This window comes from Pseudomonas synxantha BG33R (assembly GCF_000263715.2).
Classification (GTDB): Bacteria; Pseudomonadota; Gammaproteobacteria; order Pseudomonadales; family Pseudomonadaceae; genus Aquipseudomonas; species Aquipseudomonas synxantha_A.
Genome location: NZ_CM001514.1, coordinates 233,469 through 255,977, shown reverse-complemented (window position 1 = coordinate 255,977; position 22,509 = coordinate 233,469). Strand labels below are relative to the sequence as shown.

Sequence of the window (22,509 nt, the reverse complement as noted above, 5' to 3'; positions counted from 1 at the left end):
ACCTCCGGCCTGCACCTAGATCATTGCTCTCAGTCCTAACCAGTCGAGAGCAAGACCTATGAAAGCGTCTATCACCAAACTTCCCCGCTTTAACCCAATCATTCCAAATCCCATCTTTGACGCGTCGTCGACATTGATCCGTATGCCTGAGGTCGAGCGGATCGTGGGCATGAAGCGTTCCACCATCTACAAACTCATGCAGCGCACAGATAGCGGGTTTCCCCTGCCCGTCAAATTGAGCAACAGCAACGCCCGCGGTGCGCCCGTAGCTTGGGTTCTATCTGAAATCCAAACATGGGCACGAAGCCGCATAGAGGCTCGCGACCAGGTGGCCGCATGAAAAATCGTGTTGCTAACAGGGCCATCTTGCAGCCCTTTTCTGTACTCAGAAAAGTGGGTTTCTCATCACGCGGTATGCAGCGTTTTGAACGTTACCGCACGGAGCAAAAACGCCTTAACCGGGACGTCATGGTGATGCGATGGAGAGATGGCATCTGGTGCGCATTGTCAGTTCCCTGCCAAGCCCCTCAAGCAATCATCGTCGACGAAGGCCAACAAATCGACGCCTACGAGGATGCGCGCGCCTGCCTCGAAGGTGACCTGTTGCCCTTTGTCTCCCTTCGCTGGGACATCCATGCCTGAAACGAAAACGCCCCCGGCGGCAACCGGAGGCGTTGAGGTAAATCTACATGCTTGATCAATTTATGCCGCATCGAAAAAATCTGCAAGTGATCTGCACAGTTGCACTTTCAAAAAACGGGCGTTACTCTCTGGCTGTCGCTGCAAATTCAGCGACCGGGTTTGGCGACCCGAGATACTTGGCGCACAGGCGCCCCATCCGACAGCAGGCGCTTTTTTTGTGCCCGCCGTTTCGTGTTATGGCAGCTGTGCGTGGGAGACCTTCGGGTCTGCCGGGTTCCAAGTTCCCGGTTCGCCAACCTGCGCACAGCTGCCACCCTAAATCGTTTGGCGACGATCAGTGGCAGCTCCATCTTCAAACTTGGAGTGTCACCTATGCCCGCCCTCAATCCGTCCAAAATTCGCGCCGCCGCTCATCGAGCAATGGCTCTCGCCGCTTTACACGCCAACTCCAGCCTCGCTACACGCCTTTCCCGTTACAACGCCCATATGTCAAAGGCTCGAGCCCTGGAAGCCGCAGGGGGTGCCCAATGAGCATGCTCCCAGGCTTTTCACTACCTGAGGATCTCCTCTGTGTCAGCCAGGACGCCGAAGCCGGTATTCCCATTGATGCCATCACCTGCGCCCTCGACCGTGCCGACTCAGTTCTCATGCTGCTGGAAGATCATCTAGACGGCGATAAACCCGTACTCTCCAACCGCGTGCTGTCATCCGTCATTTGGGACGTACGCGGCACCTTGGGCTTGATCAAAACACTCGCCTTGTACGGTGACGCCTCCTCTGTGCCAATGGGCCAGAAAGGCGGTGCACTGTGAATACTGCCACGACTCTCGGGCGTGCCGAATTCTCATGTGCCAACGACCCCCATCAGAAACTATTCCGGGTGAATGCAGGCGTGCCGCTTGAGGATGCGCTTGAAGCAATTTCACTGTTCCAGCACTACGCCAATCAACTGACCCTCGATGCTGCCATGAGTAACGAGGGCGAGCGTTTCAGTTGGCCGGCGTTCTACCTGGGCGAGATGGCAAAAGCACTGATCGATGACGTCAACGATGCGCTGTATGCAGCGAGGACAACGCCATGACTCAACGCACCGGCAACACCTCAAAACGTCCCAGCTTTGCCGACGTAAAAATCGCTGCCCTGAAGAACATCGACCGCGTGCTTGCTCAATGGCTGCCGAACGGCAAACGCGTCGACGGCGGCAAGGAATACACAGCACCGAACCCCACGCGCACGGACAAACGTGCAGGCTCACTCAAGGTCAATTTGAGCAAAGGCACCTGGGCGGATTTTGCCACCGGCGATAAGGGCGGAGACCTGATCGACCTGGTGCGTTACATCGACTGCGGTACGGACGTTGAGGCCTGCAAAAAACTGGCAGATCTGCTCAGCGTTTCCGCAGGATCTGCAACCACCAAAAGCACACCAGCCAAGAGCGCAACCCCGGATTGGATCGCGATTCAACCGATCCCGGCCGAGGCCATGAATAAGTGCCCTACCAAGCACCGGCAACACGGTGCTCCCTCCAAGGTGTGGATCTATCGCGATGCACAGGGCCAGCCGGTCATGGCGCTGTATCGCTTCGACCTAGGCCCAGATGAAGACGGCAAACCGCGAAAGGTCTTTGCGCCGCTGACCTGGTGCAAGCGCTCCGATGGGCAAACCACACAATGGCGCTGGCAAGGGTTGCCGGAGCCTCGGCCATTGATGCGCCTGGATGAGCTGGCAAAGCGCGCCAATGCGCCTGTGGTGTTGTGTGAAGGCGAAAAGGCCGCTGACGCAGCTGCTGAACTCATGCCGGACTACGTCGCCAGCTGCTGGCCGAACGGTTCCAACTCTTGGCATAAAGCCGACCTGACACCACTCAAAGGGCGCACAGTGGTGCTGTGGCCGGATAACGATGCCAGCGGCAAGGCCTGCATGGACGCCATCGAACTCAAGGTGATTGAGCTGGGCGCCACATCAGTGCAAAGAATCTCGCTCGACGCGCTCAAGCTCAAGCCCAGCAGCAAAGGCGGCAAACCGACGCTCATCAAGGGTGGAAAATGGGCGGACGGTGACGATGCAGCGGATGCGTTAGCCAAAGGTTGGACCGCTGACCACGTGGCCGAGCTGGTGCGCAACGGCGAGTTTTTCGGCAGTGTCGGTGAGACCACCGAGCCTCAACAACCGAAGGCCAAGACGCCCGCCAAACGCCCTGCGAAATCTAAAAATGATCTGTTGCCGGGCGGCTTTCGCTTGACGCCCGAAGGGGTATTTTATTCCGGCGACGATGGCGAGGCGCGCCCCGTATGTTCGCCTCTTGAAATCATCGCGCGCACTCGCGACGACAAGGGCCACAACTGGGGCTTGTTGGTTGAGTTCGATGACCCGGACGGCGCTAAAAAACGTTGGAACATTCCGGCCCGAACCATGACCGGTGACTTCGGCAAAGACGTACTCGGTCCACTGGTAGACATGGGTTTGCGCCTTGCAGGAAGTCGATCTGGGCGTAACGCACGCAACGACCTTCAGAGCTATCTCGGTGGCTTCGACAGCGCCCAGCGCGCACGTTTGGTAACGCGTCTGGGCTGGCACGACAATGCGTTTCTATTGCCCGAACAACAGATCGGCTCGCACGCCGAACACCTGCATTTTTACGAAGCCGGTGCCCAGCTACCACCGATCAGCGAGGCGGGCTCTCTGGAGCAGTGGCAGCAGCAAATCGGCGCGCTGTGCGTTGGTAACCATCGCTTGGCGTTTGTCGTCTCTGTCGCCTTTGCAGGGCCTCTGCTTAACCTGCTGGGGTATGAGTCGGGCGGCTTCCACCTGTACGGCGACAGCTCCGGGGGCAAGACCACCCACCTGCAAGTCGCCGCCTCGGTCTATGGCGGACCGCGTCTAGTGCGTTCGTGGCGCTCGACAGATAACGCCCTGGAGTCCATCGCTGCTGCACACTCAGACGGTCTGCTGGTACTGGATGAAATCGGCATGTGCGACCCGCGCATTATTGGCGAGACGGTCTACATGCTCGGCAATGGCACCGGTAAGGCCCGGGCCAATGATCGAGGACAAGCGGGCCGACAGGTGCAGGAGTGGCGCTTGCTGTTTCTTTCGACCGGCGAGAAGACGTTGGCGCAGCACATGGCAGACGCCAACAAGGAGCTGAAAGCCGGTATGGAGGTGCGCATGCTCGCCGTGCCAGCGGATGCGAGCAAAGGCCTCGGCATGTTCGATGTGCTGAACGGTTTTGAGGATGCTGCTGCCCTCTCCGATGCGCTCAAGGCCCGCGTTGCCAAATACTACGGCACGCCCCTCACCGCCTTCCTGCACGCTCTGTGTGCGCCTGGAGAAATGCTCAGGTGGTCGGTGATCGTTCGCCGCACGGTAGAACTGTTCATCACCCAAAACCTGCCCGCTTCGGCCAGTGGACAAGCCCAGCGCGCCGCCCAGCGCTTCGGCCTCGCCGCCGCCGCGGGAGAGTTGGCTACCGCCTTTGGTATTACCGGCTGGCCAGATGGTACGGCCACGACTGCAGCACGGGTTTGCCTGCATGCATGGCTGGCTGAGCGCGGCGGCGCCGGAAACTTTGAGGGAGATGCGATCTTGGCGCGGTTACACCAAGTCATCGAACGGTTCGGAGAAAGCCGCTTCACCCGGTGGGAATCTGCCGCCGCCAAGATCGATGAGCATGGTCCACGCACAATTGATCGATTGGGCTTTCGCAAGACGATGGAACATGGCATGGGCGATGCCCTGCACACCACCAACACCTACTACGTGCTGCCTGAAGCTTGGAGGGCCGAGATCTTCAAGGGCATGAATATCAGTGCGGTGAACAAGGAGCTGCTGCAACGGGATGTGCTGGAACCGTCCAGCGACGGCAAGGCGTCGAGTCTGGTTCGGTTACCCGGTCTGGGTCAGCAACGCTGCTACATCGTGAAGACGATTCCAGGCACGGAAGAGAGCGAGGCCGGGGCTGCCTGACGGCAGCCCTGCTGATCGAGGTAGTGCCGGCTCATTCCGGGCCTCGCCAGCCGTTCGACAACCATCCCTATCAACCGCAGTACCCAGAGACAATACAGATGAACACTATCCAAGAACTGAAAGACCGCCGCGACACACTGACCCTCGAAATGGAGAGCATTCAGCGCGACCTGGCGCCGTTCGAAGAAGCGCTGGAAAACCCGGAGGTTATCCAGCAGGGCCGTCAACGGGCAGTGCAAGATGAAATCAACGATCACAAAAGACGCATCGACTCACGAAATCATGAGATCTATCGCCTGAATCAAAAAATCGATCGCCTTGAGGCTTTCGCGAACCGTGAAAGCTTAGCTGCGGGTTACCTCAGTGGCATTGCGAACTGGAAAGCCGACGAGATGGAGCTTAACGAAAAGCGCAACAGCATCGAGACGAGATTGCAGCAAGTTCGCCAGAGCGATCAGGAAGACATGGCAAAGGCTCGACAAGCTGAAACGGACGCAGCAACTGCCTACGCACAGGCTGTTGCCTGGGGCGATGTGGAGGGCGAGAAAGCCGCTAACGCGGAAGCTCAAAAGGCAGCAAAAAACCTCACGGCTGCGGCTGAGCATCACCGTCGCCAACAACTGATCATCACCGCGCTGGAACAAGAACTGGTGACGATTGATCTGCACATCACGGAGGCACAAAAAGAACGCGCCAAGATCGAGAACAAAGCGGCTCAACTGGCGAACACTGTGCTGGAAGAACAATGGAATGAGGCGGCGAAAGCACTGCTGGAGACCGGCAGCAAGCTGTGGGCTGCGCGAAGACTGATTAGTCAAGAACCGGTTTCGCTGCTGAAGCTGCAAATCCCTGAGCAAGGTGAAAACTTCGGAAGCTGGACCTACCGCGAGCTTGCAGAACGCTCACACCAACACAGCCTGCTTGACCTGTTGGCGGCCTAACCTAAACCTTCCCCGACGCAACTGGCGAGGGCCGGTTGCTTCGGGCCTACCATCGGTCTAACCATGAATAAACCACCACAGAACAGTGCTCATATGCCTGATTATCTAAAAACCCGGAAGCTTCATTTGAACGGGATAATTACCGTCCTGACTGGCGTGAAAAAGCTCAACACAAGAACAAACAAAGACACCCAGGTTGAGAAGCTCACGATTGGTGCAATCAAGGCAGAGCTTGATTTCATTGACCTACAGCTCAAAAGAAAGAGTGGCTGATAAAAAACGCGGAAGCTTAAGCAGCTTCCGCTTCCCTAGATCATTTCATTACAAACATAGCTACCGACTTTCCTGTTTCTGATCTGCGGCCGCTCTGGGCTGATGACCGCTTCGGCCAAAAGCAGCCTGTCAGGACGGTCAACTCTCACCTCATCGCAGTCGGTGATAACACCTCTGTCGATTGATATGGGCGAGCACTTAAACATTAAAAGCAAGCGCCAGGAGTGGTGTGCCGCCAGCAACGACCACTCGCCAGTTCACGAAAGCTGCGCATTCCACAAGCGCTTCAAATTGTTCAGGACAGCGACGCTTGAAATCTTGGGCATTGTCGATGACCAGTGAAAGCGGTTGTCCGCGCTGTATATGGATAGACGACATTTCTGCACTGGGGTCATCGAGGTATGAAAGGCAATCAACCCAGGCATCCATATTGCGGCCGTAGAAGCTCGGGAAGCCGAACTTCTCTGCGAAACACTGTGGAATGTTTGCCAGTCAGTTATCAGGTTTGCATCCACTCGCACCATTGTCAGATTACCCTCCGCTACATTGAAAAAACAGGTATGGCGGTCTCGCAAGATGAAGTCAATTGTTGACTGCATATTTGCGCAATCCAGGGATTAGTCCGCTACACATGACGTTCCAGTGCCCATTTATGGCCGATTGCTGCCCGCCCCTGAGAAGGGCAGCTATTAGGCCCACAGACGTCGTTCGTGAGCGGAAGCTATCGACCCAAATCAGTCAATCGAAACAGACAGAAATCGACCGGAAGCGAACATTGGCAGAAGATTGCTTAAGGTCAGAGTCTCGTTCACTATCCGAGCCAGTGCGTTACGCACTGATGGACTAGTGGTTCGTTAACTGCTCGCTTACGGAGAGGTGTCGCCAGTTCACGTATTCGTGACATGGTGTTGACCGATGACTCAGCGATGATAAATGCTATCGTCCAAAGGTGGGCCATCAGCAGTGACACTGCTGATGGAGGCTATTGGTTCAAAGATGGATCCTCCAAATATCTGATCAAAGTCAGCTTCCACATCTCGTAGATATTCCAAGATTATCTGCAATAATTCTCGAAACGTTTGGCAGCGCCATTCGATATGTGGAGTTATTTTTGCCAGAACCCTAGCTTTGAACTCATCCAAATCCGTTGGAACGTCCAGCAGCGAGCCGGGGCTGGAAAATGGCATCATGACCATATAATTGAACATAGATAACGCCATTAGGGACCCACTACTCTCCGCTCTGAGGCGATCAAACTTTTCTTGGTTTTCAGGGCTAAGCTGTTCATAAGCACGATCCCGCTGGCTGTTGCATGGCTCGGTGTACTGAAGCGGTTTGTCCGCTGCATCACCGACAAGTGGGCAAAAATACCTCTTCCACCAGGCCTCAAAATATCGCTGCTGGAACTCTAAATACGTCATTCCAGTTATGTTTGTGTGCTCCGTGTACCGCTTGGCACCCTGCTGCAGTCGATGCTTCGAAATGATAAACCCTATGTTTGCACCGGTTTCTTGCATGACCGTTGTGAAGGAATGCACCACGGACTGGGGGATGGTGCTTCCCCAATTTTTGCATTCCACAATGTATCTGATCTTATCTACGCTCCGGACGTCTACTGCCATGACGTCCACATTCACCGAGCCCCTTGGGGTTTCGAGATCAACCTCTACTTCAGCAGACAGGCCAACATTACGGAATATTCGTTGCACACCACTTTGAAGGTCTCGCCAGTCTTCTGGTAACGGATCGTCGATCACACTGCTCTCCTGTTGGAGTTTCGCTGACGGGGAAGGCTACTGGGTCGCACGAACGACCACCATTGACTGATCTCATCACACGAACGGGATACAGTCGATAGTCTGTAGTCCGAACAGTACCTTTAGATACCTTTTTGACGGTGATCTCCATCCTACCAACCCTTGCATCAAGATGGAGATCGCAACTTTATAGGGCGCCGCTTCAGGTCAAAAGCGTTCAGTCGCGGATAACAGCAGTCAACTAGCGTGCCAGGATCGCAGAGCGAAGGCTACAAGAGTGAAGATGAAGTGAACCGGCGTGCCGGGGGAACCGTGTGCGCTAAAATCGCGCACTTGGTAATCCCAATTGAGGCAGCTATTAATTGCCGCCTCTTACCCTGCCAGACAAAAAATTAAAAGCTTTTGAGCATTTAGCCTATCAAGGCCTGAGGATATATCATCCGGTTGATTTTTTCGTAGCTTCAAGTTTCATTGCTAATTCAATAAGTTTTTCGATGTGCTGGTCAGTAACGCTGAGCGGGCCTTTCGAAAGATCTTGAGCTGAAAGCAAGTCCACTTTATCAAACAATTCCTGAAGCTGATTCGCCATTTCCGCCGGTTCAGGCTGGGGTTGCGGCTCGGGCCCTTTGACGGTCTGCGGAAAAAGTTTTCTCGGGAACCCGTCTTCACTAAACCCCATCGACTTAAAAGTAAGTCCATTGACGTCAGTTTTTTTATCGATAAGATCCGCAACTCTGCAAATCCAGTTAGAGCTTTGGCCAATCTTGGAAACAAGGAACCACAACACACAGATGAAGCCGTATAGCTTGTTAAGTTCAGCCGGCCCTAATTTTAAGGTATTAAAAAAACCTAGTTTGGGAAGCATAAGAGTACGAATATTGGGGCGATTGCAGACACGACTATGATGGGCGCATCTATTTCGGATACCATTGATGTTTATTAGCCAGTTATCTAAAACCTGCCTATTATCAATACCTAGCCTATCGCAGATTAGCTTCTGATTCGCACCATTGAGCATACTATATAACTTCGAAATTGTGCCAAAATTCCATGCCTCACACGCCACCCAGACAGGGATAGGCTTTTTAGCCTCAATATGAGATTTTATACTTTCTTCACGGCTATCCCTTAGAAGAGCATCATGCTTATTCTGCCACTGCTCAAAATCAGAAAATTTTTGGCCGTCATCGGGAATTAAAGCAAACTTTGAGAAATTCTTTTTGTCGAGATAAGCTAAAGGGTTATTGCGCCCAAGCTCATGAGCCATGATTGTTCTCAGGTAGACCTCAATGCGCTCGATCGCACACATTAGCTCCAACCTAAGTTTTTTATCGAACAGATACAGGTCAAAAATAGACTCAAAGCTTGTATTCGCCTTGAACTCATTAAGCTTTTCGTACTGGCCTTGAGCGATGTATCGGTATTTCAGAGCGGGCGACCAATAGCCAGAAAGTCTATAATATCCCACTTGGGTCAACTTTCTCTGTGCTCTGAGAGGGTTGCGAAGGAGCATTCCCCGCTCAGCAAGCTTCTTAACCAGCTGATCATACTCAAGAAACGGCTTAACAACTTTTGTTTGCTGATCCATAGCGACATTTTTTTAGTCAAAAAAAAGGCCAAAACTTCACCGACTCGAGGTCGGGAGAGGTCTTAGCGCTGTTGGAACCAAATTTATCACAGATTTTGTCAATGTCAACCGTAAAATCCATTGTAAAATTCTATCAATTACAATTTGCATTCACACGATTTTGAACTGGCCAACTGTACGGGACACATGTTTGGCGTCTGTTTATGGCCGTTTTCTGCCCGTCGTGAGAGTCAGAAAACGACCAATAGCGGTCTTTCTTGGTGGACCGCAGGTAGCCTAAGAGTCTAGGGAGTGAGGAGCGGCAACCACAGGTGAGGCGGCAGTGGTAACCGGTAGTGCCTACAGGCCATAACCAGAATTGGCCAGTGCCCATGTTTCACAGCTGACAGCGTCATTAGATGCCCATCTCTCGAAACCTCGGAGTTGAGCATTTTGATCGCTGCCGCGCCGTCCGCAGTTACGGGAATGTCGGTTAGCGCTAGGCCATGCCCCGATATACCTCTATACAACATCTCCTCACTATTCCCCCCTGGCAACCAGGCCTGCATGGTGCAATGCTTGAGAGACTCCTTAGCGAAGGCTGCGAATTCTCTGGTTCTCTTTGTTTCGCCTCGCGATGTTGCCCAGGCCATCAAGAGCGGGATCAAAGTACTACCTTTGGTTTGACCTTCACGATAGGTCTCAGTGGATTCTCTGGGGTGGCTGATCAGGTTTCGATAGCTCGCATCGATTGTTGGGTAACCACCATGTGTCCAGTAGGTGAATCGGTAGTTTTCGAGTAGGTGGTCACAGTAGTCGACTGCAAACGGCTGCCATTTTTCCATCATGGAGAGGAAGGTCAGCGCGACGCCTATGTCGATCGACTGCTCATCTGCGATCGGGCTTAGTAAGCTCGGATTGTTGCTGATCAGATGACTGATCTGTGAGGCCAGCTTGGAGGCCTCGTCGAATTTGGATGGGTCGCCTGCCTCAGTTTTCAGGCATCGCTGAGGGACTGTGTCATCACCGCTTATCTGCCAAAGCAACCAGAGGCCGCGCTGGGCGATCCGTCCCAATGTCTCGAATAGTTTGAGACTGATGTCGACTGATGTCGAAGTGTTCACCGCCGCAGAGATGCCATGTCGCACATGAACGTAGGGCAAAACCTTTTTGCCTAAGAACTCGTCCCAGATTTGGAAGTGAAGATCCACGAGCGCTGCGAACGTGCCACCCATGTCGTCCGCAATTTTCTTTTGCTGCTTCGCATCAATGTGCACCTTGATGTGTTCCCAGGCTAACAGGATGACGCGTTCGCTGGCCCGATATGGGGCCTCCAGATTGCCCGCTGCACGTGCCCAGACGAACAGTACCCACAAGCAAATGTAGACCTGCCTCACGCTGGTTAGCCGTGACTGTGGTTTCAGGTCTTCACCGCCCAACAACCCCTTCGCCAGGTTGCAAAAATGCTGGTAGGCAATATCCGGCTCGTCGATCATCGCGACCGATTTCTGAAAACTACTGCGCAGGCGCTCGTCAACCAACTGCTGCTGTAGCACACCCTGGGTTAGCTTTCCGGCCAGTAAATCCCCGTTCCAGATCTGAAAGGAAACGCGTTCATTCGTCTTTATTTTGATGTACTGCGTTACAATATCCTGGATAGCCTCATGTATTTCCCCCCCGAAACACAGGCAGATAACCACTTTCATGTGCTTGTATTGCTCGGCAATCCGAACGGGAATATAGAAATCCGTGATTTCGTTGATTGAACCCCTTAGCGCCTGCGTTGTACCGTCCCAATCGTTGCGAGTTAGATCACCCTGCTTGATGGAGAACAAAAATAGCTTCTCCTCCGAGATACCGGTTTGCGGGTCGAGTTCACTCCCCACAGCAGCGACGTCCACGCCGTATTGACGCGTTCCAACCGAGGGGCGCGAAATCACGTTAAAATCTAACTCGCTGAGTAAGTCAGGTAGCACCACGTCAAGCTCGCGGCGCTCTCGGAGAGAGGCGAGATATTCCCTGAATACGAGCTTCATTCTGGTTTACCTACGTTTTGAAGGCTCAGCAACTTCATCTGCAAACCGACGGGTTCGAGAATCACTTCGCGCGGCAACTCAACGCTGTGGCTTATGCTTGCGAGTGGATGCTCCAAGCGCCTAGGTTGGCTCTCGCTCTGCTCGTCGCCATCGTTGGAGCTCAGGCTGTCCTCGATCCATGTCACCATCCCGTTTCCATAAAGGAGAATGCTCTCGGCAAAAATGCCGGCAAAGGGTGAGTCTTTCCGACTCGCCCGCATCGCATCATTCATGACGTCAGAACGACGCTGACCCTCTAACTGTTTTTCACGCTCAGAGGGCCGGAGTTCGACGATAAACCCAACCTTCTCAATTTCATCGCAGTACTGCTTAAGACTGTTGAGCGCGCGCTTTACCATCGGAGCGGCTTTGTCATTGGTGTCGTCGGCAATAGGCTGAAGATGCTTTTGGGCACTGGTGTAATTGATTAGCAGCGGGTCGAACAGTAGATCGCTCACTTCGGTATCCCAATCTTCAGATCCTTGCGATTCGCTTGGCGGCTCTTGAGTTTGCTCAGAAGAGGGCTGATCAACGTGTGCGAGCGTAGAGTCGATGCTCGCACGCTGAGCGCATCGCCCTAAATTAACCAGAAAGCTGGCAGCGATTGCAGGGTTCATGAAGAAGACCGCCGTCGCTCTGCGAGCTATGAACGCATATTCGCTTTCAGTAAAATTGAACAGGGTGAATTCCAGCCGGAACGTGTACTCCTCCTTGTTACGGAAGAAGCCTTCATTCATTTCTCTGCACAGCGAGTTAGGTGCTGTCCTCAGCCAGTCGACAATCCAGGTCTCGAAGTCCTGGGCAGGGCCGTCAATGAGGTTTCGGATAGTTGAATCGAAAAGCTCAAACCGAAGATTGGAGCCTGGTTGCAGAAGCAGGTTAGTGATGAAAGCGCGAGCTTCATCGGCGCCGCCTGCTTTTACGAGGTTTGCCAAGCCAAGGTCGACAAGCTTTTGAGTTTGGACTTCCAGCTGGATGGCTCCGAGCTGCGCCAGCAGCATTGCCCTTAACGAAGGTGCAATGTCCTTGAAACTGAAAGCGAGTGCGTAGGCAAGATGGTGAGCAACCTTTGATGTGGTCGGATGAGAGGCCTGGCCAGTCAGATCTTCAAGCTCCATTGCGAAATGCTGTGGAATCGACTCTGTGAAACTCAATAGTGTTCTTACCAGTGCACTACGAACCTCATCGTCAGACTCCGTTACAGCTGATTTCCCAATCACATCTAATGCTCGGCGCCATTGGGCGTTATCGTTAAATGGCGGGGAGGATAAAGCCTGGATAACCTGAGCCTTCTCAACAGCCGTGCCATTCTCAATCAACGCGTACGCCCGTTCAGTAAAGTAGGGCAGATCCGCTTTTAGGCCGTTGCGAATGGCAATGTGCAAGCTGTAGAAGTCGCAGACATCCAGCTCTCCGGAGTCGACGAGAGCAATTAGCTCCCTCGGTCTGTTCGGCGAGGCACTGCACCAGTTTCGAAAGGTCTCAGTTGCCTCGTGAGGTTCACCGTCCGCTTGGGCGGCGAGGATCCTGAGTGATGGTAGTAAAGCTGTTGCAGAGGTGTCTAGGCGCTCTATGGCTAAGCTGTAGATCCTTCGCCCTTGATAACCCTTAAAGCCACTAAAAGAGGCAAGCCCGCTGGCTGAGAGAGTGTCAAGTAGATCGAAATCCCCCTCGTTGTGGGCGTCGGCAAGTAGTTGAGCAATCGCATCGAAGTGCTGATACCGACATTGCCAACGATCGCTGAAAACGGCCTCTAGCAGCGTTCCATTTTTAGCTAGCTCGACGACATCTGCGAGGGTGGGAAGGATCATCCGTGGCTCCTCAGTGGGGCGCAATTTGTTGGCAAATTCTATCGGTGGCGAGGGTAGGCTGGTAATGGCATTGCGTCGTCTGAGGTAACGCGTATGCGCCGCGACCACTCCATGTATGCCAGCGATGTGAAACGAGGACTTCAAAACGGAGTCTACGTTTTTTTACACGGCTTGGGTTAATAGCTGGCGGTGGCGGATGACCACTTTTGGCCGCAAGCAGCCTTTTGCGACTGCTTGCAAATTGATGACGTAACTGACGGCCTGATGCCAGATGAATACCGACAGCTAACCATTACTAACGGGCGGTCAACCAGATGGCGTGCCCTGCCTTCATCTGAAACAGTTACACGGCTTGGTTGAGTAACACGCTTTAGAATTTGTATCTCAGATTGGTGTAACGCCAATAAATCTCAATAAAAACAATATTATAGATGCGCTTTCCACATCAGTTACACCGCATTTTAATTAGAGACGAACCCCGCTCCCCTGTAGCACTCATCCCTCCAGCGAACTTCAGGTGCATCTCCCGCAGTTTGCCGGGGCCCCTGAGGTTTTCATTGGGACACGGGGTAGGAAACCCGCGCGTTCGTGTTAGCGGATGGATTTTTTAAGTTAGTTGACAGGTTGACGTGGTTGACACCCATCACCATGGTTGACGCCATGCAGGTGTTCACTATCAGCAACAGATACAGCCACCTTTACCAAAACTGTAACGATGGCCTTTTTCTTCAAGATCCTTTCAATTTCAACGACTGAAATTTCAGTAACTTTCAAAGCCTCCCACTAACTGGATCCCGCGGGTTTCTTGCCCCGTGTGAAGCGAAACCTCTCAGGGTCCCCAGCGTGATTTCGTCTCATCGAAAGGCGAAACCGAGAAAGCTTGCTTCGTAGTCCGGAGCGCAAAGCACCTGCCCACAACCCAGGATGCTGACTTTAGCGTTACACGCATGGGTAGCGTTACATCGGGTGTACGCTATGTTGCTCAATTGTGTAACAGGCTTACAAGCCAATGAAACCGGGCGTTTGGCGATGGGCGTTACACGAGTTACACCCGTTACACCGGTTTTGGAGGGGGTCTGGGTGTGTGGTCTCATACTGCCTTTCAAAATTACTCCTACATCACACTATTGGCCTCTAGTGAATCAAGATGGTCGGAGTGATTTCTGATCTCCAGGTGGTAAGGACAGCTGATATGCAATACCACTGGCGCGAGGTAGATTGACTACCTGACAACAGGACGAGAGAACATCATGGAAGACACCCCTTTGCTTGCGTCATTACTCAAGCGCATGAATGAAAACCAACTGGCCTTGGGGGCAGCTATCGAGGAGCTGTCAAACTGGGTTGAGCAAAGAGGATCCACAGAAGTGGCACAGAACATCCGAGGGGCACTAGAAACCGTGGATGCGAATGCAGGATTCATCACCCTTGCCCTCGCCTCACTGTCGGCAGAGGGTCGAACGAAGAAGTAACTACTCAGCCGGATGGCTACACATCAGCAACTATTTGGTGTTGCTTTACCCTACGGAGACACTTCGAAAGGTGGCCAGAAGCAAGCACCGTGTATGCCCACGTGTATGCCTAACCGAAGCACCACCAAACCTACCCAATGAATACGGGCCTCTTACTGTCCAGTTCAAACGACGCCGGGGCACCAGATATGAAATGGAAAAGTCCCAGGTCGTGAGACCCAGGGCTTTTTTGTGCGTGCTGGTTCAGCGCTTCTGCAACACCTCCAACCGCGCCGGCAGATCCTCCTTCGGAAAGCGCTTATGCAGCGCCAACAGCTTTTCATCAGCCGCCTTGCTCTCCCCGGCCTCACGCAGCTTCACGATGGCCTGCAACTCCTGCTCCAAAGATGGCAATGCATTCGGCGCCGCCTTGCTGAGTCTTTCCGCTGGCGGGGCCGCCACTACGTCAGCGATTTCAGCCTGGGCTGGAGCACTTTCAACCCGTGGCGCCATCGCCATGCGGGCCATTGGCGCGGGGGCGGAAAGCGCTTGCGGCGCTGGGTGGGCGGCTTCTTCGTGGCGCAGCGCGGAGAATGTCGCGGTGGAGATCTCGGGTTGCGGCACGGGGGAGCGCATGACCACGCCGATCATCAGCGCCAACCCGGCGACGGTGGCGAATGCCATTTGCCAGCGCGGGCGTTGGCAGGCTTGCAGCCAGCGTTGCCACAAGCTGGGTTGCGGCTGCGGGGCTTCGCGGCGGGCGGCGTTGAGGATGAAGGCGTCGAGGGACGCGGGCGGTTCGCCCTTGCTGTGTTGACGGTAGTGCTGGAGCAGCGCGTCGTCAGGGGTGTGTCGGGGGTCAGTCATACAGGTACCTCCTCGGCCAGCAGGCGCCGCAATTTTTGTAGGGCGTAGCGCAAGCGGCTTTTTACGGTTTCCAGCGGGGCGCCGGTGAGGGTGGCGATTTGCGGCACTTCGAGGTCGCCATGCAGGCGTAACAAAAACACCTCGCGCTGGTCTTCGGGCAGTTCTTGCAGGGCGGCGTCGAGGCGCGCCTGGTCGCGGCTCAGGCTCAGTTGTTGCTCGGGGCCGGCGCTGTCGTCGGGTTGGGCGTGCAGCTGTTCATCGTAGCTGTCGTGCAAGGGGTTGTGGATGCCGTGCTTGCGCCAGTGGTCGATCAGGCGGTTGCGGGCGATCTGGAACAGCCAGGTACGAAAACTCGCCCGGCCTTGTGGCTGGGTGGTGCTGCGGATCAAGCTGAGCCAGGTGTCCTGGTAGATTTCTTCAGCCAGGTCGGCTTTGTTGCACAGGGACACGAGGAAGCGGTAAAGGCCCTGACGGTGGCGCGCGTAGAGGGCTTCAAATGCGCCAGCATCACCGGTTCGGTAGCGGGCCAGCAGCGATTCGTCGCTGGGTGGATCGTCTGGGACGGCCATGTAATGGGCGAACTCCTTTTTGTCAGCCGAAGCAGGATTACTGTAGGAGCGAGCTTGCTCGCGAAGAACGTCAACGATAACGCGTGCTTCCTGGATAAACGCGGTGTCTGTGAGTTTTTCGCGAGCAAGCTCGCTCCTACAAAAAGCTTTAGCAGCAAGCCCCCTCCCACATTTGATCTCGGTTGTGAGCGAGATCAGGGTTTGAGGCTTTGGGCCAGTTCCACCAGTTGCACGAATTCGTGGCGCAGCCCGAACGGGTCATCGCCGCGGGCCGAGCGGGCAAGTTTGGCGGTGTCTTGCAAACTCATGTTGCCAGTGTAGCGGCCATCACCCTTGAGCTGTTGGGCGAACGCGGCAACGGCAGAGGAGAAGCGCAGGTCGTCGCTGGCCGGGGTGGCCTGGTTGGCGATAGGGCGCTCGATCAATTCGCTCTTGCCGCCCGCAGCGGGCTTGTAGCGCACCCGTAGCATCGCCAGCTCGGCGGATTTGCCTTCGGTCGTAGGCGCGGCGGCATAGCGTAAAGGCTCCAACCAGCCCTTCTCACCCTTGGGCACAATTTCATACAGCGCCGTCACTGTGTGCCCTGCGCCAATTTCGCCGGCATCGACCTTGTCGTTGTTGAAATCCTCACGCTTCAAGGCGCGGTTTTCATAGCCCAGCAGGCGGTATTCGCTGACCTGGGCGGGGTTGAATTCCACCTGCAATTTCACATCCCGTGCGACCACGGCCAGGGTCGAGCTGAGTTGCTCCACCAGCACCTTGCGCGCTTCACGCAGGTTGTCGATGTAGGCGTAGTTGCCATCGCCCGCGTCGGCCAGTTGTTCCATCAGGTGTTCGTTGTAGTTATCCACACCGAGGCCAAGGGTGGTCAGGGACACGCCGCTTTTGCGCTGGGTCACCGCCATTTGCTTGAGGCTGTCGAAGTCGCTGATGCCCACGTTGAAGTCGCCATCGGTGGCCAGCAGGATGCGGTTGATACCCTTGTCGATAAAACCTTCGCGGGCCATCTGGTAGGCCAGTTCGATGCCGGACGCGCCTGCGGTGGAGCCGCCGGCGGTAAGTTGGTCGATGGCGTTGCGGATCTTGGCTTTTTCAGCGCCCGAGGTGGGCTTGAGCACCACGCGGGATTCACCGGCGTACACCACCAGTGACACACGGTCCTGATCACGCAGTTGATCGACCAGTAATTTCAGCGTGCTTTTGACCAGCGGCAAGCCTTCGCGACGGTCCATGGAGCCGGACACATCCACCAGGAAGACCAGGTTGGCGGGCGCCAGTTCTGCCACGGCTTGATCGGAGGCCTTGATACCGATGCGCAGCAGTTTTGTACGCGGGTTCCACGGCGTGGCGGCCAGCTCGGTGGTTATGCCAAATGGGGAGCCATCGGTGGGCAGTGCGTAGTTGTAGGGGAAGTAGTTGACCATTTCCTCCAGTCGTACCGCACCTTCGGGTGGCAGGCGGCCTTGGTTGAGGAAACGTCTGACGTTGGCGTAGCTGCCGGTATCGACGTCGATACTGAAGGTGGAAACCGGGGTTTCGGCGACGCTATGCACCGGGTTATCCGGCAGGTTGGCGTATTGCTCGCGGGGTTCGCTGCGGTAGTCCATCGTCGCCATTTCTCGCACCGCCATCGGTGCCGGCATCGCCATACGCTTGACCACTGCATTCTGGATCGGCGCGCTGTGAAGTTCGGCGAGAGGCGCCGGTTCAATCGGTTTGGCGACTTCGGGAGACGATGACAGCCCACACCCGACCAGCACCACCAGCAGGGTAACGGCAAAGCCTTGGGCAGCAGGACGCAGCAGTAGCAGAGAGCGGGACATGGGCTGAACCTCGTGAATGAATGATCCGTTCAACAGATCAGACGTGAGGCGGCACTCATACGGGTTAAACACTTTATCCGCTCCGATCGCTGCCTCACACTTGGAGACACAACCGACTGAACCGGCCGTCACCAGCAACCACATATCGAGAGCTCGCCTCCCAGTCAGAACCGTCTGTTTCTTGAGCTTCCTGGAGGCTTTTCACATCAGAGAAACCACGATGACCTTCGTAAGCAACAACCTCACACACCGCTATGAGCATCCAGCAGTCGGCCAACGAGCCAGTTATGCCAGCGCACTGGCACACGCAAGCAATGCGCCAACCTGGCCCGCCCAGGTCAGGCCTCAACCGCCGACGCCAGGGCAAGTAGCACCGTACACGCCCCGCCCCGAACAAATGGCCGTGCCACAACAAGCGCCGTTCTCCTTGCAGAACTACGCCAACGCATCCCTTAAGGGCACGCCGATGCATACCGCGGCCAGGGCCGTGGGCACGATTCGCGAAGTGAGCGTCACGCGGGACTCATGGGGCTACGAACGTGTGCATACGCGTTCGTTGGGTACCGGCTCGCTGATCAACGATGGCAACAGCGTACTGACCAACCAACATGTGCGCGACGCGTTGGCCAAAGGCAGCAAGCTCGAACTTTGGCTGGGGTATGAACAAGACAGCACCGGCCGAATGAAGGTAGAGCGCAAAGTGCCGCTGGACCCCAACCCGCTCAGTGGCGATGCACGGTTGGACTACGCCGAGCTGCGTGTCGACTTGCCCGTCGGCGAGAAAAAAGCCTTGGCCGAGCAGTTCCGGCCGCTCAAGTTGGCCTCCGGCCCCCAAGCATCGCCTGGGCAGAGAGTCTTTATGCCCAACCATGGGCAAGAGGCCCTCGGCATTTCATTTCTAAATACCAAGGGCCAACCCACCACACTCAAGGGATACGACCAGCACAGCCGTAATCAGGGCACGGTCTACCATGATGCCTTCAAGAAGCCCGGCACTTCCGGCTCACCGCTGATCAGCGTCGATACGGGCGAAATCGTTGCCTTGCACAACGGTTCCATCGGCGCCCACGTGAGCGGGCAGCGCGACTCCATGGGCACAGCCACCCGCATCGACTTGATCCAACGGCACCGTCGTCAGAGGTGACGCGGTTCAGTCCGTGCCGTACTTCGGATTACGCGGGCCATACAGAATCCCGGTACGTTGCCCTGCCGACAGCAACCGCGCACTGGTGATACCGGCAATCGGGTGCGCCGCATCGGTAGAGCTGTTGATCACCTGCTTGACCGCCGCCGTGATCAACATGCCCACCAGGCCGCCACCGTTGTTATTGCCCTCCTCGCTCGACGCCCGCGCCGAACCGGTCCACAAGGTGGTGCCGGTGCGCAGGTCCACCAGTTTGGCCGAGGCCGTCACCGAGGTGTCGCTGGAGATCAGCATGTACTGGGTGCCGTACTCGCTGATGGTGATGTACAGCGCCGCGTCCGCACCAAAGATGTCATGCAGCTTGGCCGGCTGTACGGCCTGGATATCGTTGGCGGTGGTCAGGCCGTTCTGGCGGAAGGTCTCGTCCACCAGGGCAATCGGCAACACGTAGTAGCCGGCTTCGGCCAGCGGGTAGGTGACTTGCGACACCAGGCTGTAGGACGCCTGCACTTCCGGCGATTCATTGATCGGCGGCAATACCAGGATCGACTTGGGCCGCGCCTGTTTGTACGCCGAATAATCAACCGTCTTGGGCGCGGCGCAACCGCCGAGCAACGCCAGGGCCAGCAAGGCGCCGGTGAGTTTTAACAGGCTCATTTGGTGGCGACTCCGGCTTTGGCGTTTTTCAACAGAAAGTCCATGTATGCAGCGGACTCAGGGAACAGCGCCTTCTCGGTGCGAAACTCCTGCACCATCTGGTCATCCTTGCCCATGTTCATGTACAGCATGCCCAGGTGCGCGTGGTAACCCGGCGGTGCCTTGCGGCCACTGGCGTTGATCTTCTGCAGATCGCGCTCCAGTGCTTCCACCTGCGCTTCCTTGGGCTCGCCCTTGAAGTACTCGTAAACCTGCGGCTGGTAGCTCTCCCATTGATACAGGGGCTGGGGCGCCGTCTGGCACCCGGCTACCGTTGCGATTGCTGCCAGCGTCAGCGCCAACTTCACTGCCTTGCTCATCCGTGTACTGCTCCTTGTGGTGTGGCTGATCAGTTACGCGGGTTCCAGGCGCCGGCGTTGATGCCGTCGACCAGGCGGTTGATCGCTTCGCGCATGGCCAGGTCCAGCACCTTGCCATTGAGGGTGGAGTCATAGCTGGCGGTGCCGCCGAAGCCGATCACTTCACGGTTGGACAGCGCGTACTCACCGGCGCCCTGGGTGGAATACACCACTTCGGAGGTGTTGATGTTGACGATATTCAACGCGACTTTGGCGTAGGCCACTTGGGTCTTGCCACGGCCGAGGATGCCGAACAGCTGGCGGTCGCCGGTTTCTTTGCGGCCGAACTCGGTCACATCGCCGGTCACCACGTAGTCAGCGCCCTTGAGCTTCTGCACGGTGCCTTTGATCTTGGCTTCCTGGGAGATCTCGCCCATGTTGTCGCGGTCCAGCACGCTGAAGCGGTTGGTCTGCTGCAAGTGGGTGATGAGGATGGTCTTGGCCTGGCCGCCGAGACGGTCGACGCCATCGGAGAAGATGCCGCGCATGTAGCTGGAGCGGTTGTCGAACTTGCCCACGGCAATCGGCACACGCACGCCGGAATAGGCCACGTGGGCGCTGGCGACTTGCTCCACCGGCATCGCGCGGTTGCTCTCGGTGGCGCAACCGGCCACGGTCAACAGCGCCGCGGCGGTGAGGCCCGACAGCAGGATTTTGGACAGTGTCTTCACAGGGTGCTCCTTGGGTGAGGAAAACAGCGTTGCCGGGTTTTCCAAGGAGATAGGCAGCCTGAAAGCGCGCTGGCCTGGATTCTTCCCTGAAAGACGGTGATGCAACGGCTGCGGCATTTTACGGGGTTGAGAGCGGTTCTCAAGTTGTTTCGGCCATAGGTGGGGGGCTTACCCTACTGCCGACCGCAATACTCAAAGCAACGAAGATCAAATGTGGGAGCTGGCTTGCCTGCGAAAGCGGTAGTGCAGCAACAGATGCAGCGACTGACACACCGCCTTCGCGGGCAAGCCCGCTCCCACAGGGGAACTGCGCTTAACCCTGACTGGCATTAGTCCAAGCCCGCCCACCAACAGCCGCCAGCCTTCGCACAGACCTACTTGAGCTCCTTCACCAGATACTGCGCAGAAATCTGCGTAATCCCGGTCAACGCCCGGCGCAAGGCTTCAGGGTCAGTGCGGTAAGTGAGCGGCGTGTAGCCATAGACGTTCTGGCCATTAAACGGCGTGACCGCTTCAAAGGTGCGCCAGATCATCTCATCGCCGCGATCCATCTGCGCCATCACGTTAAGGGTCGGATAAATCACACTGCTGAAACCCTGGGTCAGGCGAAAGCCCCACTCGGACACGGTCAGCTGAATCTGCGCATCGGCGGGCTCATCGTCGCCGACCACCTTGAGCGTCGAAGTCTTGCCCAACTCATCGACAAAGCCCTGCTTGAGCAACACGCCTACATCGAGTTTTTCCGCCTCCATCACCGTCAGGATGGCCACCGGCGTCGGCATCTCGGCCAACTGCCCGAGCCTCATGCCCGCGGCAAACCCGGCGCCACTCAACGCCGCCGTACCCAGCTTGGACGCCCCGCTGGCCATGCCAACACCGGCGCCAACCCCGGCACCCAGGGCCGCGCCCCAGGCCTGTTCGCGGCCGAAGTACACCATGTTCTTTTCCCACTTCACGGGCAGGACTTTGACGGTCTTGATCTGAGCGCGGTTTTCGGGGGTGATGGGGTGGCTGACGCAACCGCCGAGAATGAGGGTGGCGAAGAGAATGAGGAGGAGGTTTTTCACATTGGTCCTTTAATGTTTGGGGTGAGGCTTTCAGATTTGCATAGTCGTAGTGCGTTTGTTCGTGAGCAGTATGTCGGCAATGGGTGGCAAGACGTTAGTAGCTGCGTACACGCTCCGAAGCGGCGGCATTTTGATGCCTTGCGCGGGCTTGGTGGTGCGGCTTATAGTCCGGCCGTCACCCAAAAGGTGACCGGGTTTGGCGACCCGAAGAACGAGCCCTCAATAATCCAGAGAGCTTAATGATGAATCGATACATGCCCCTAACCGGCCACGACTGCACCGTCCCAGCGCTGATCATCGACACCCAGGCACCTCTCGACGTCCTTCACGACGCGGCTGTGCATCGCATTCGGGCCGTCACCCAACTGCTGGAAAACCTGGCCTTCCGCGAACAACTCAGCAGCGATGCCGTAGTGCTTTCAGACTTCGCCCACTTGCTGGCCATTCCGCTGCGCGATGGGTGTGATTTGCTGGATGTCATCAGTCGCAGGCTGAATGCCGATCCGTCCTGAGTGAAAATCGGGCGGCCTTTGTGTCGCCCGCTTTGCGCTCAATTCCCTTGGCCACTCTCTTTACGATTTTTCAACCAGGACTGTATCCAAACGCCTACCCCAGTAGGTATTGCATAGGCAAAAACACCGGGTAACATATCTACGATTTCAGCCCAACTAAAGTCCCATACACCAATCTTTGAATAATTAACCAGCGCCCCCATGAGCTTTGCGATAACCCCCACCAACAAAAACAATAAAAACAGATAAATCAACAATAACAAAAACGCCTGCCACCTTGATCTAGGCTTAATCACTTTCCCTTCCCATTTCCTTCCC

General features: G+C 55.8%; 23 protein-coding genes. 10 read left to right on the top strand and 13 right to left on the bottom strand.

Translation table 11 applies throughout. The annotated features are described in order from the left end of the window. Positions 1-58 precede the first annotated feature (58 nt). From PSEBG33_RS28315 to PSEBG33_RS26795, 7 genes are all read left to right on the top strand, one after another. Positions 59-340 carry a helix-turn-helix transcriptional regulator gene (locus PSEBG33_RS28315; RefSeq protein ID WP_005783658.1) on the top strand — a complete coding sequence of 94 codons (282 nt, stop codon included), beginning with the start codon at positions 59-61 and terminating at the stop codon, positions 338-340. After that, positions 337-642: a hypothetical protein gene (locus PSEBG33_RS25775; protein ID WP_005783656.1), complete on the top strand. Its 306-nt coding sequence runs from the start codon at positions 337-339 to the stop codon at positions 640-642. Before PSEBG33_RS28315 ends, PSEBG33_RS25775 begins: the two co-directional genes overlap by 4 nt. A 527-nt stretch (positions 643-1,169) precedes the next feature. After that, positions 1,170-1,454, top strand: a complete 285-nt coding sequence (locus PSEBG33_RS26800; protein ID WP_003175982.1) for a hypothetical protein — start codon at positions 1,170-1,172, stop codon at positions 1,452-1,454. Then, positions 1,451-1,723: a DUF3077 domain-containing protein gene (locus tag PSEBG33_RS25780; protein WP_005783652.1), complete on the top strand. Its 273-nt coding sequence runs from the start codon at positions 1,451-1,453 to the stop codon at positions 1,721-1,723. Before PSEBG33_RS26800 ends, PSEBG33_RS25780 begins: the two co-directional genes overlap by 4 nt. After that, complete coding sequence (locus PSEBG33_RS25785) at positions 1,720-4,608, top strand: DUF927 domain-containing protein (RefSeq protein WP_005783650.1); 2,889 nt, start codon at positions 1,720-1,722, stop codon at positions 4,606-4,608. The genes PSEBG33_RS25780 and PSEBG33_RS25785 overlap by 4 nt, the downstream gene beginning before the upstream one ends. 98 nt (positions 4,609-4,706) lie before the next feature. After that, positions 4,707-5,549 (top strand): hypothetical protein, encoded by an 843-nt coding sequence (locus PSEBG33_RS25790; RefSeq protein ID WP_005783648.1) that lies wholly within the window; start codon positions 4,707-4,709, stop codon positions 5,547-5,549. A 63-nt stretch (positions 5,550-5,612) separates the two neighbouring features. Beyond that, positions 5,613-5,822, top strand: a complete 210-nt coding sequence (locus PSEBG33_RS26795; RefSeq protein ID WP_032803212.1) for a hypothetical protein — start codon at positions 5,613-5,615, stop codon at positions 5,820-5,822. A 198-nt stretch (positions 5,823-6,020) separates the two neighbouring features. Here the strand turns inward: PSEBG33_RS26795 and PSEBG33_RS28310 are convergent, their stop codons facing one another. The 5 genes from PSEBG33_RS28310 to PSEBG33_RS25810 form a co-directional block, all read right to left on the bottom strand. After that, positions 6,021-6,251: a barstar family protein gene (locus PSEBG33_RS28310; protein WP_005783644.1), complete on the bottom strand. Its 231-nt coding sequence runs from the start codon at positions 6,249-6,251 to the stop codon at positions 6,021-6,023. A gap of 491 nt (positions 6,252-6,742) precedes the next feature. Continuing rightward, positions 6,743-7,579: a restriction endonuclease gene (locus PSEBG33_RS25795; protein ID WP_005783642.1), complete on the bottom strand. Its 837-nt coding sequence runs from the start codon at positions 7,577-7,579 to the stop codon at positions 6,743-6,745. 436 nt (positions 7,580-8,015) lie between these two features. Continuing rightward, positions 8,016-9,167, bottom strand: a complete 1,152-nt coding sequence (locus tag PSEBG33_RS25800; protein ID WP_005783640.1) for an Abi family protein — start codon at positions 9,165-9,167, stop codon at positions 8,016-8,018. A 284-nt stretch (positions 9,168-9,451) separates the two neighbouring features. Beyond that, on the bottom strand, positions 9,452-11,182 hold the full coding sequence (locus PSEBG33_RS25805) for a hypothetical protein (protein ID WP_005783638.1): 1,731 nt from the start codon (positions 11,180-11,182) through the stop codon (positions 9,452-9,454). Further along, on the bottom strand, positions 11,179-13,032 hold the full coding sequence (locus PSEBG33_RS25810) for a hypothetical protein (RefSeq protein ID WP_005783636.1): 1,854 nt from the start codon (positions 13,030-13,032) through the stop codon (positions 11,179-11,181). The genes PSEBG33_RS25805 and PSEBG33_RS25810 overlap by 4 nt, the downstream gene beginning before the upstream one ends. Before the next feature lie 1,250 nt (positions 13,033-14,282). Here PSEBG33_RS25810 and PSEBG33_RS25815 point away from each other — a divergent pair. Then, a complete protein-coding gene (locus PSEBG33_RS25815) occupies positions 14,283-14,504 on the top strand; it encodes a hypothetical protein (protein ID WP_005783634.1) in 222 nt (73 codons plus the stop codon). Positions 14,505-14,747: 243 nt separating this feature from the next. Here PSEBG33_RS25815 and PSEBG33_RS25820 read toward each other — a convergent pair whose 3' ends face one another. From PSEBG33_RS25820 to PSEBG33_RS25830, 3 genes are all read right to left on the bottom strand, one after another. Continuing rightward, on the bottom strand, positions 14,748-15,350 hold the full coding sequence (locus PSEBG33_RS25820; protein ID WP_005783632.1) for a hypothetical protein: 603 nt from the start codon (positions 15,348-15,350) through the stop codon (positions 14,748-14,750). Then, a complete protein-coding gene (locus PSEBG33_RS25825; RefSeq protein WP_005783631.1) occupies positions 15,347-15,919 on the bottom strand; it encodes an RNA polymerase sigma factor in 573 nt (190 codons plus the stop codon). Before PSEBG33_RS25825 ends, PSEBG33_RS25820 begins: the two co-directional genes overlap by 4 nt. 194 nt (positions 15,920-16,113) lie before the next feature. Then, complete coding sequence (locus PSEBG33_RS25830; protein WP_005783629.1) at positions 16,114-17,742, bottom strand: vWA domain-containing protein; 1,629 nt, start codon at positions 17,740-17,742, stop codon at positions 16,114-16,116. A 220-nt stretch (positions 17,743-17,962) separates the two neighbouring features. Between PSEBG33_RS25830 and PSEBG33_RS25835 the strand changes: the two genes are divergently transcribed. Continuing rightward, positions 17,963-18,886, top strand: a complete 924-nt coding sequence (locus tag PSEBG33_RS25835; RefSeq protein WP_032803211.1) for a S1 family peptidase — start codon at positions 17,963-17,965, stop codon at positions 18,884-18,886. Positions 18,887-18,892: 6 nt separating this feature from the next. Here PSEBG33_RS25835 and PSEBG33_RS25840 read toward each other — a convergent pair whose 3' ends face one another. The 4 genes from PSEBG33_RS25840 to PSEBG33_RS25855 form a co-directional block, all read right to left on the bottom strand. Continuing rightward, complete coding sequence (locus tag PSEBG33_RS25840) at positions 18,893-19,543, bottom strand: DUF799 domain-containing protein (protein ID WP_005783625.1); 651 nt, start codon at positions 19,541-19,543, stop codon at positions 18,893-18,895. Continuing rightward, entirely contained in the window at positions 19,540-19,902 is a 363-nt protein-coding gene (locus tag PSEBG33_RS25845) for a DUF4810 domain-containing protein (protein WP_005783622.1), read from the bottom strand. The genes PSEBG33_RS25840 and PSEBG33_RS25845 overlap by 4 nt, the downstream gene beginning before the upstream one ends. 29 nt (positions 19,903-19,931) lie before the next feature. Next, the gene (locus PSEBG33_RS25850) at positions 19,932-20,612 is read right to left on the bottom strand and encodes a CsgG/HfaB family protein (RefSeq protein ID WP_005783620.1); all 681 of its coding nucleotides are present in this window, start codon (positions 20,610-20,612) and stop codon (positions 19,932-19,934) included. A gap of 374 nt (positions 20,613-20,986) precedes the next feature. Next, entirely contained in the window at positions 20,987-21,679 is a 693-nt protein-coding gene (locus PSEBG33_RS25855) for a hypothetical protein (protein ID WP_005783618.1), read from the bottom strand. 254 nt (positions 21,680-21,933) lie between these two features. Between PSEBG33_RS25855 and PSEBG33_RS25860 the strand changes: the two genes are divergently transcribed. Next, positions 21,934-22,191: a hypothetical protein gene (locus PSEBG33_RS25860; RefSeq protein WP_005783616.1), complete on the top strand. Its 258-nt coding sequence runs from the start codon at positions 21,934-21,936 to the stop codon at positions 22,189-22,191. 38 nt (positions 22,192-22,229) lie between these two features. Here PSEBG33_RS25860 and PSEBG33_RS29230 read toward each other — a convergent pair whose 3' ends face one another. Further along, positions 22,230-22,454: a hypothetical protein gene (locus tag PSEBG33_RS29230; RefSeq protein WP_133634227.1), complete on the bottom strand. Its 225-nt coding sequence runs from the start codon at positions 22,452-22,454 to the stop codon at positions 22,230-22,232. Positions 22,455-22,509 lie beyond the last annotated feature (55 nt).

Bases quoted from the DNA above. Each gene is read 5' to 3' on its own strand.
- PSEBG33_RS25805 (WP_005783638.1), bottom strand. From the start codon at position 11,182: ATGAAGCTCGTATTCAGGGAATATCTCGCCTCTCTCCGAGAGCGCCGC.
- PSEBG33_RS26795 (WP_032803212.1), top strand. From the start codon at position 5,613: ATGAATAAACCACCACAGAACAGTGCTCATATGCCTGATTATCTAAAA.
- PSEBG33_RS25815 (WP_005783634.1), top strand. From the start codon at position 14,283: ATGGAAGACACCCCTTTGCTTGCGTCATTACTCAAGCGCATGAATGAA.
- PSEBG33_RS28310 (WP_005783644.1), bottom strand. From the start codon at position 6,251: ATGGATGCCTGGGTTGATTGCCTTTCATACCTCGATGACCCCAGTGCA.
- PSEBG33_RS25830 (WP_005783629.1), bottom strand. From the start codon at position 17,742: ATGTCCCGCTCTCTGCTACTGCTGCGTCCTGCTGCCCAAGGCTTTGCC.
- PSEBG33_RS25835 (WP_032803211.1), top strand. From the start codon at position 17,963: ATGACCTTCGTAAGCAACAACCTCACACACCGCTATGAGCATCCAGCA.
- PSEBG33_RS25785 (WP_005783650.1), top strand. From the start codon at position 1,720: ATGACTCAACGCACCGGCAACACCTCAAAACGTCCCAGCTTTGCCGAC.
- PSEBG33_RS25845 (WP_005783622.1), bottom strand. From the start codon at position 19,902: ATGAGCAAGGCAGTGAAGTTGGCGCTGACGCTGGCAGCAATCGCAACG.
- PSEBG33_RS26800 (WP_003175982.1), top strand. From the start codon at position 1,170: ATGAGCATGCTCCCAGGCTTTTCACTACCTGAGGATCTCCTCTGTGTC.
- PSEBG33_RS28315 (WP_005783658.1), top strand. From the start codon at position 59: ATGAAAGCGTCTATCACCAAACTTCCCCGCTTTAACCCAATCATTCCA.
- PSEBG33_RS25825 (WP_005783631.1), bottom strand. From the start codon at position 15,919: ATGGCCGTCCCAGACGATCCACCCAGCGACGAATCGCTGCTGGCCCGC.
- PSEBG33_RS25775 (WP_005783656.1), top strand. From the start codon at position 337: ATGAAAAATCGTGTTGCTAACAGGGCCATCTTGCAGCCCTTTTCTGTA.
- PSEBG33_RS25820 (WP_005783632.1), bottom strand. From the start codon at position 15,350: ATGACTGACCCCCGACACACCCCTGACGACGCGCTGCTCCAGCACTAC.
- PSEBG33_RS25800 (WP_005783640.1), bottom strand. From the start codon at position 9,167: ATGGATCAGCAAACAAAAGTTGTTAAGCCGTTTCTTGAGTATGATCAG.
- PSEBG33_RS25810 (WP_005783636.1), bottom strand. From the start codon at position 13,032: ATGATCCTTCCCACCCTCGCAGATGTCGTCGAGCTAGCTAAAAATGGA.
- PSEBG33_RS25790 (WP_005783648.1), top strand. From the start codon at position 4,707: ATGAACACTATCCAAGAACTGAAAGACCGCCGCGACACACTGACCCTC.
- PSEBG33_RS25860 (WP_005783616.1), top strand. From the start codon at position 21,934: ATGCCCCTAACCGGCCACGACTGCACCGTCCCAGCGCTGATCATCGAC.
- PSEBG33_RS25840 (WP_005783625.1), bottom strand. From the start codon at position 19,543: ATGAGCCTGTTAAAACTCACCGGCGCCTTGCTGGCCCTGGCGTTGCTC.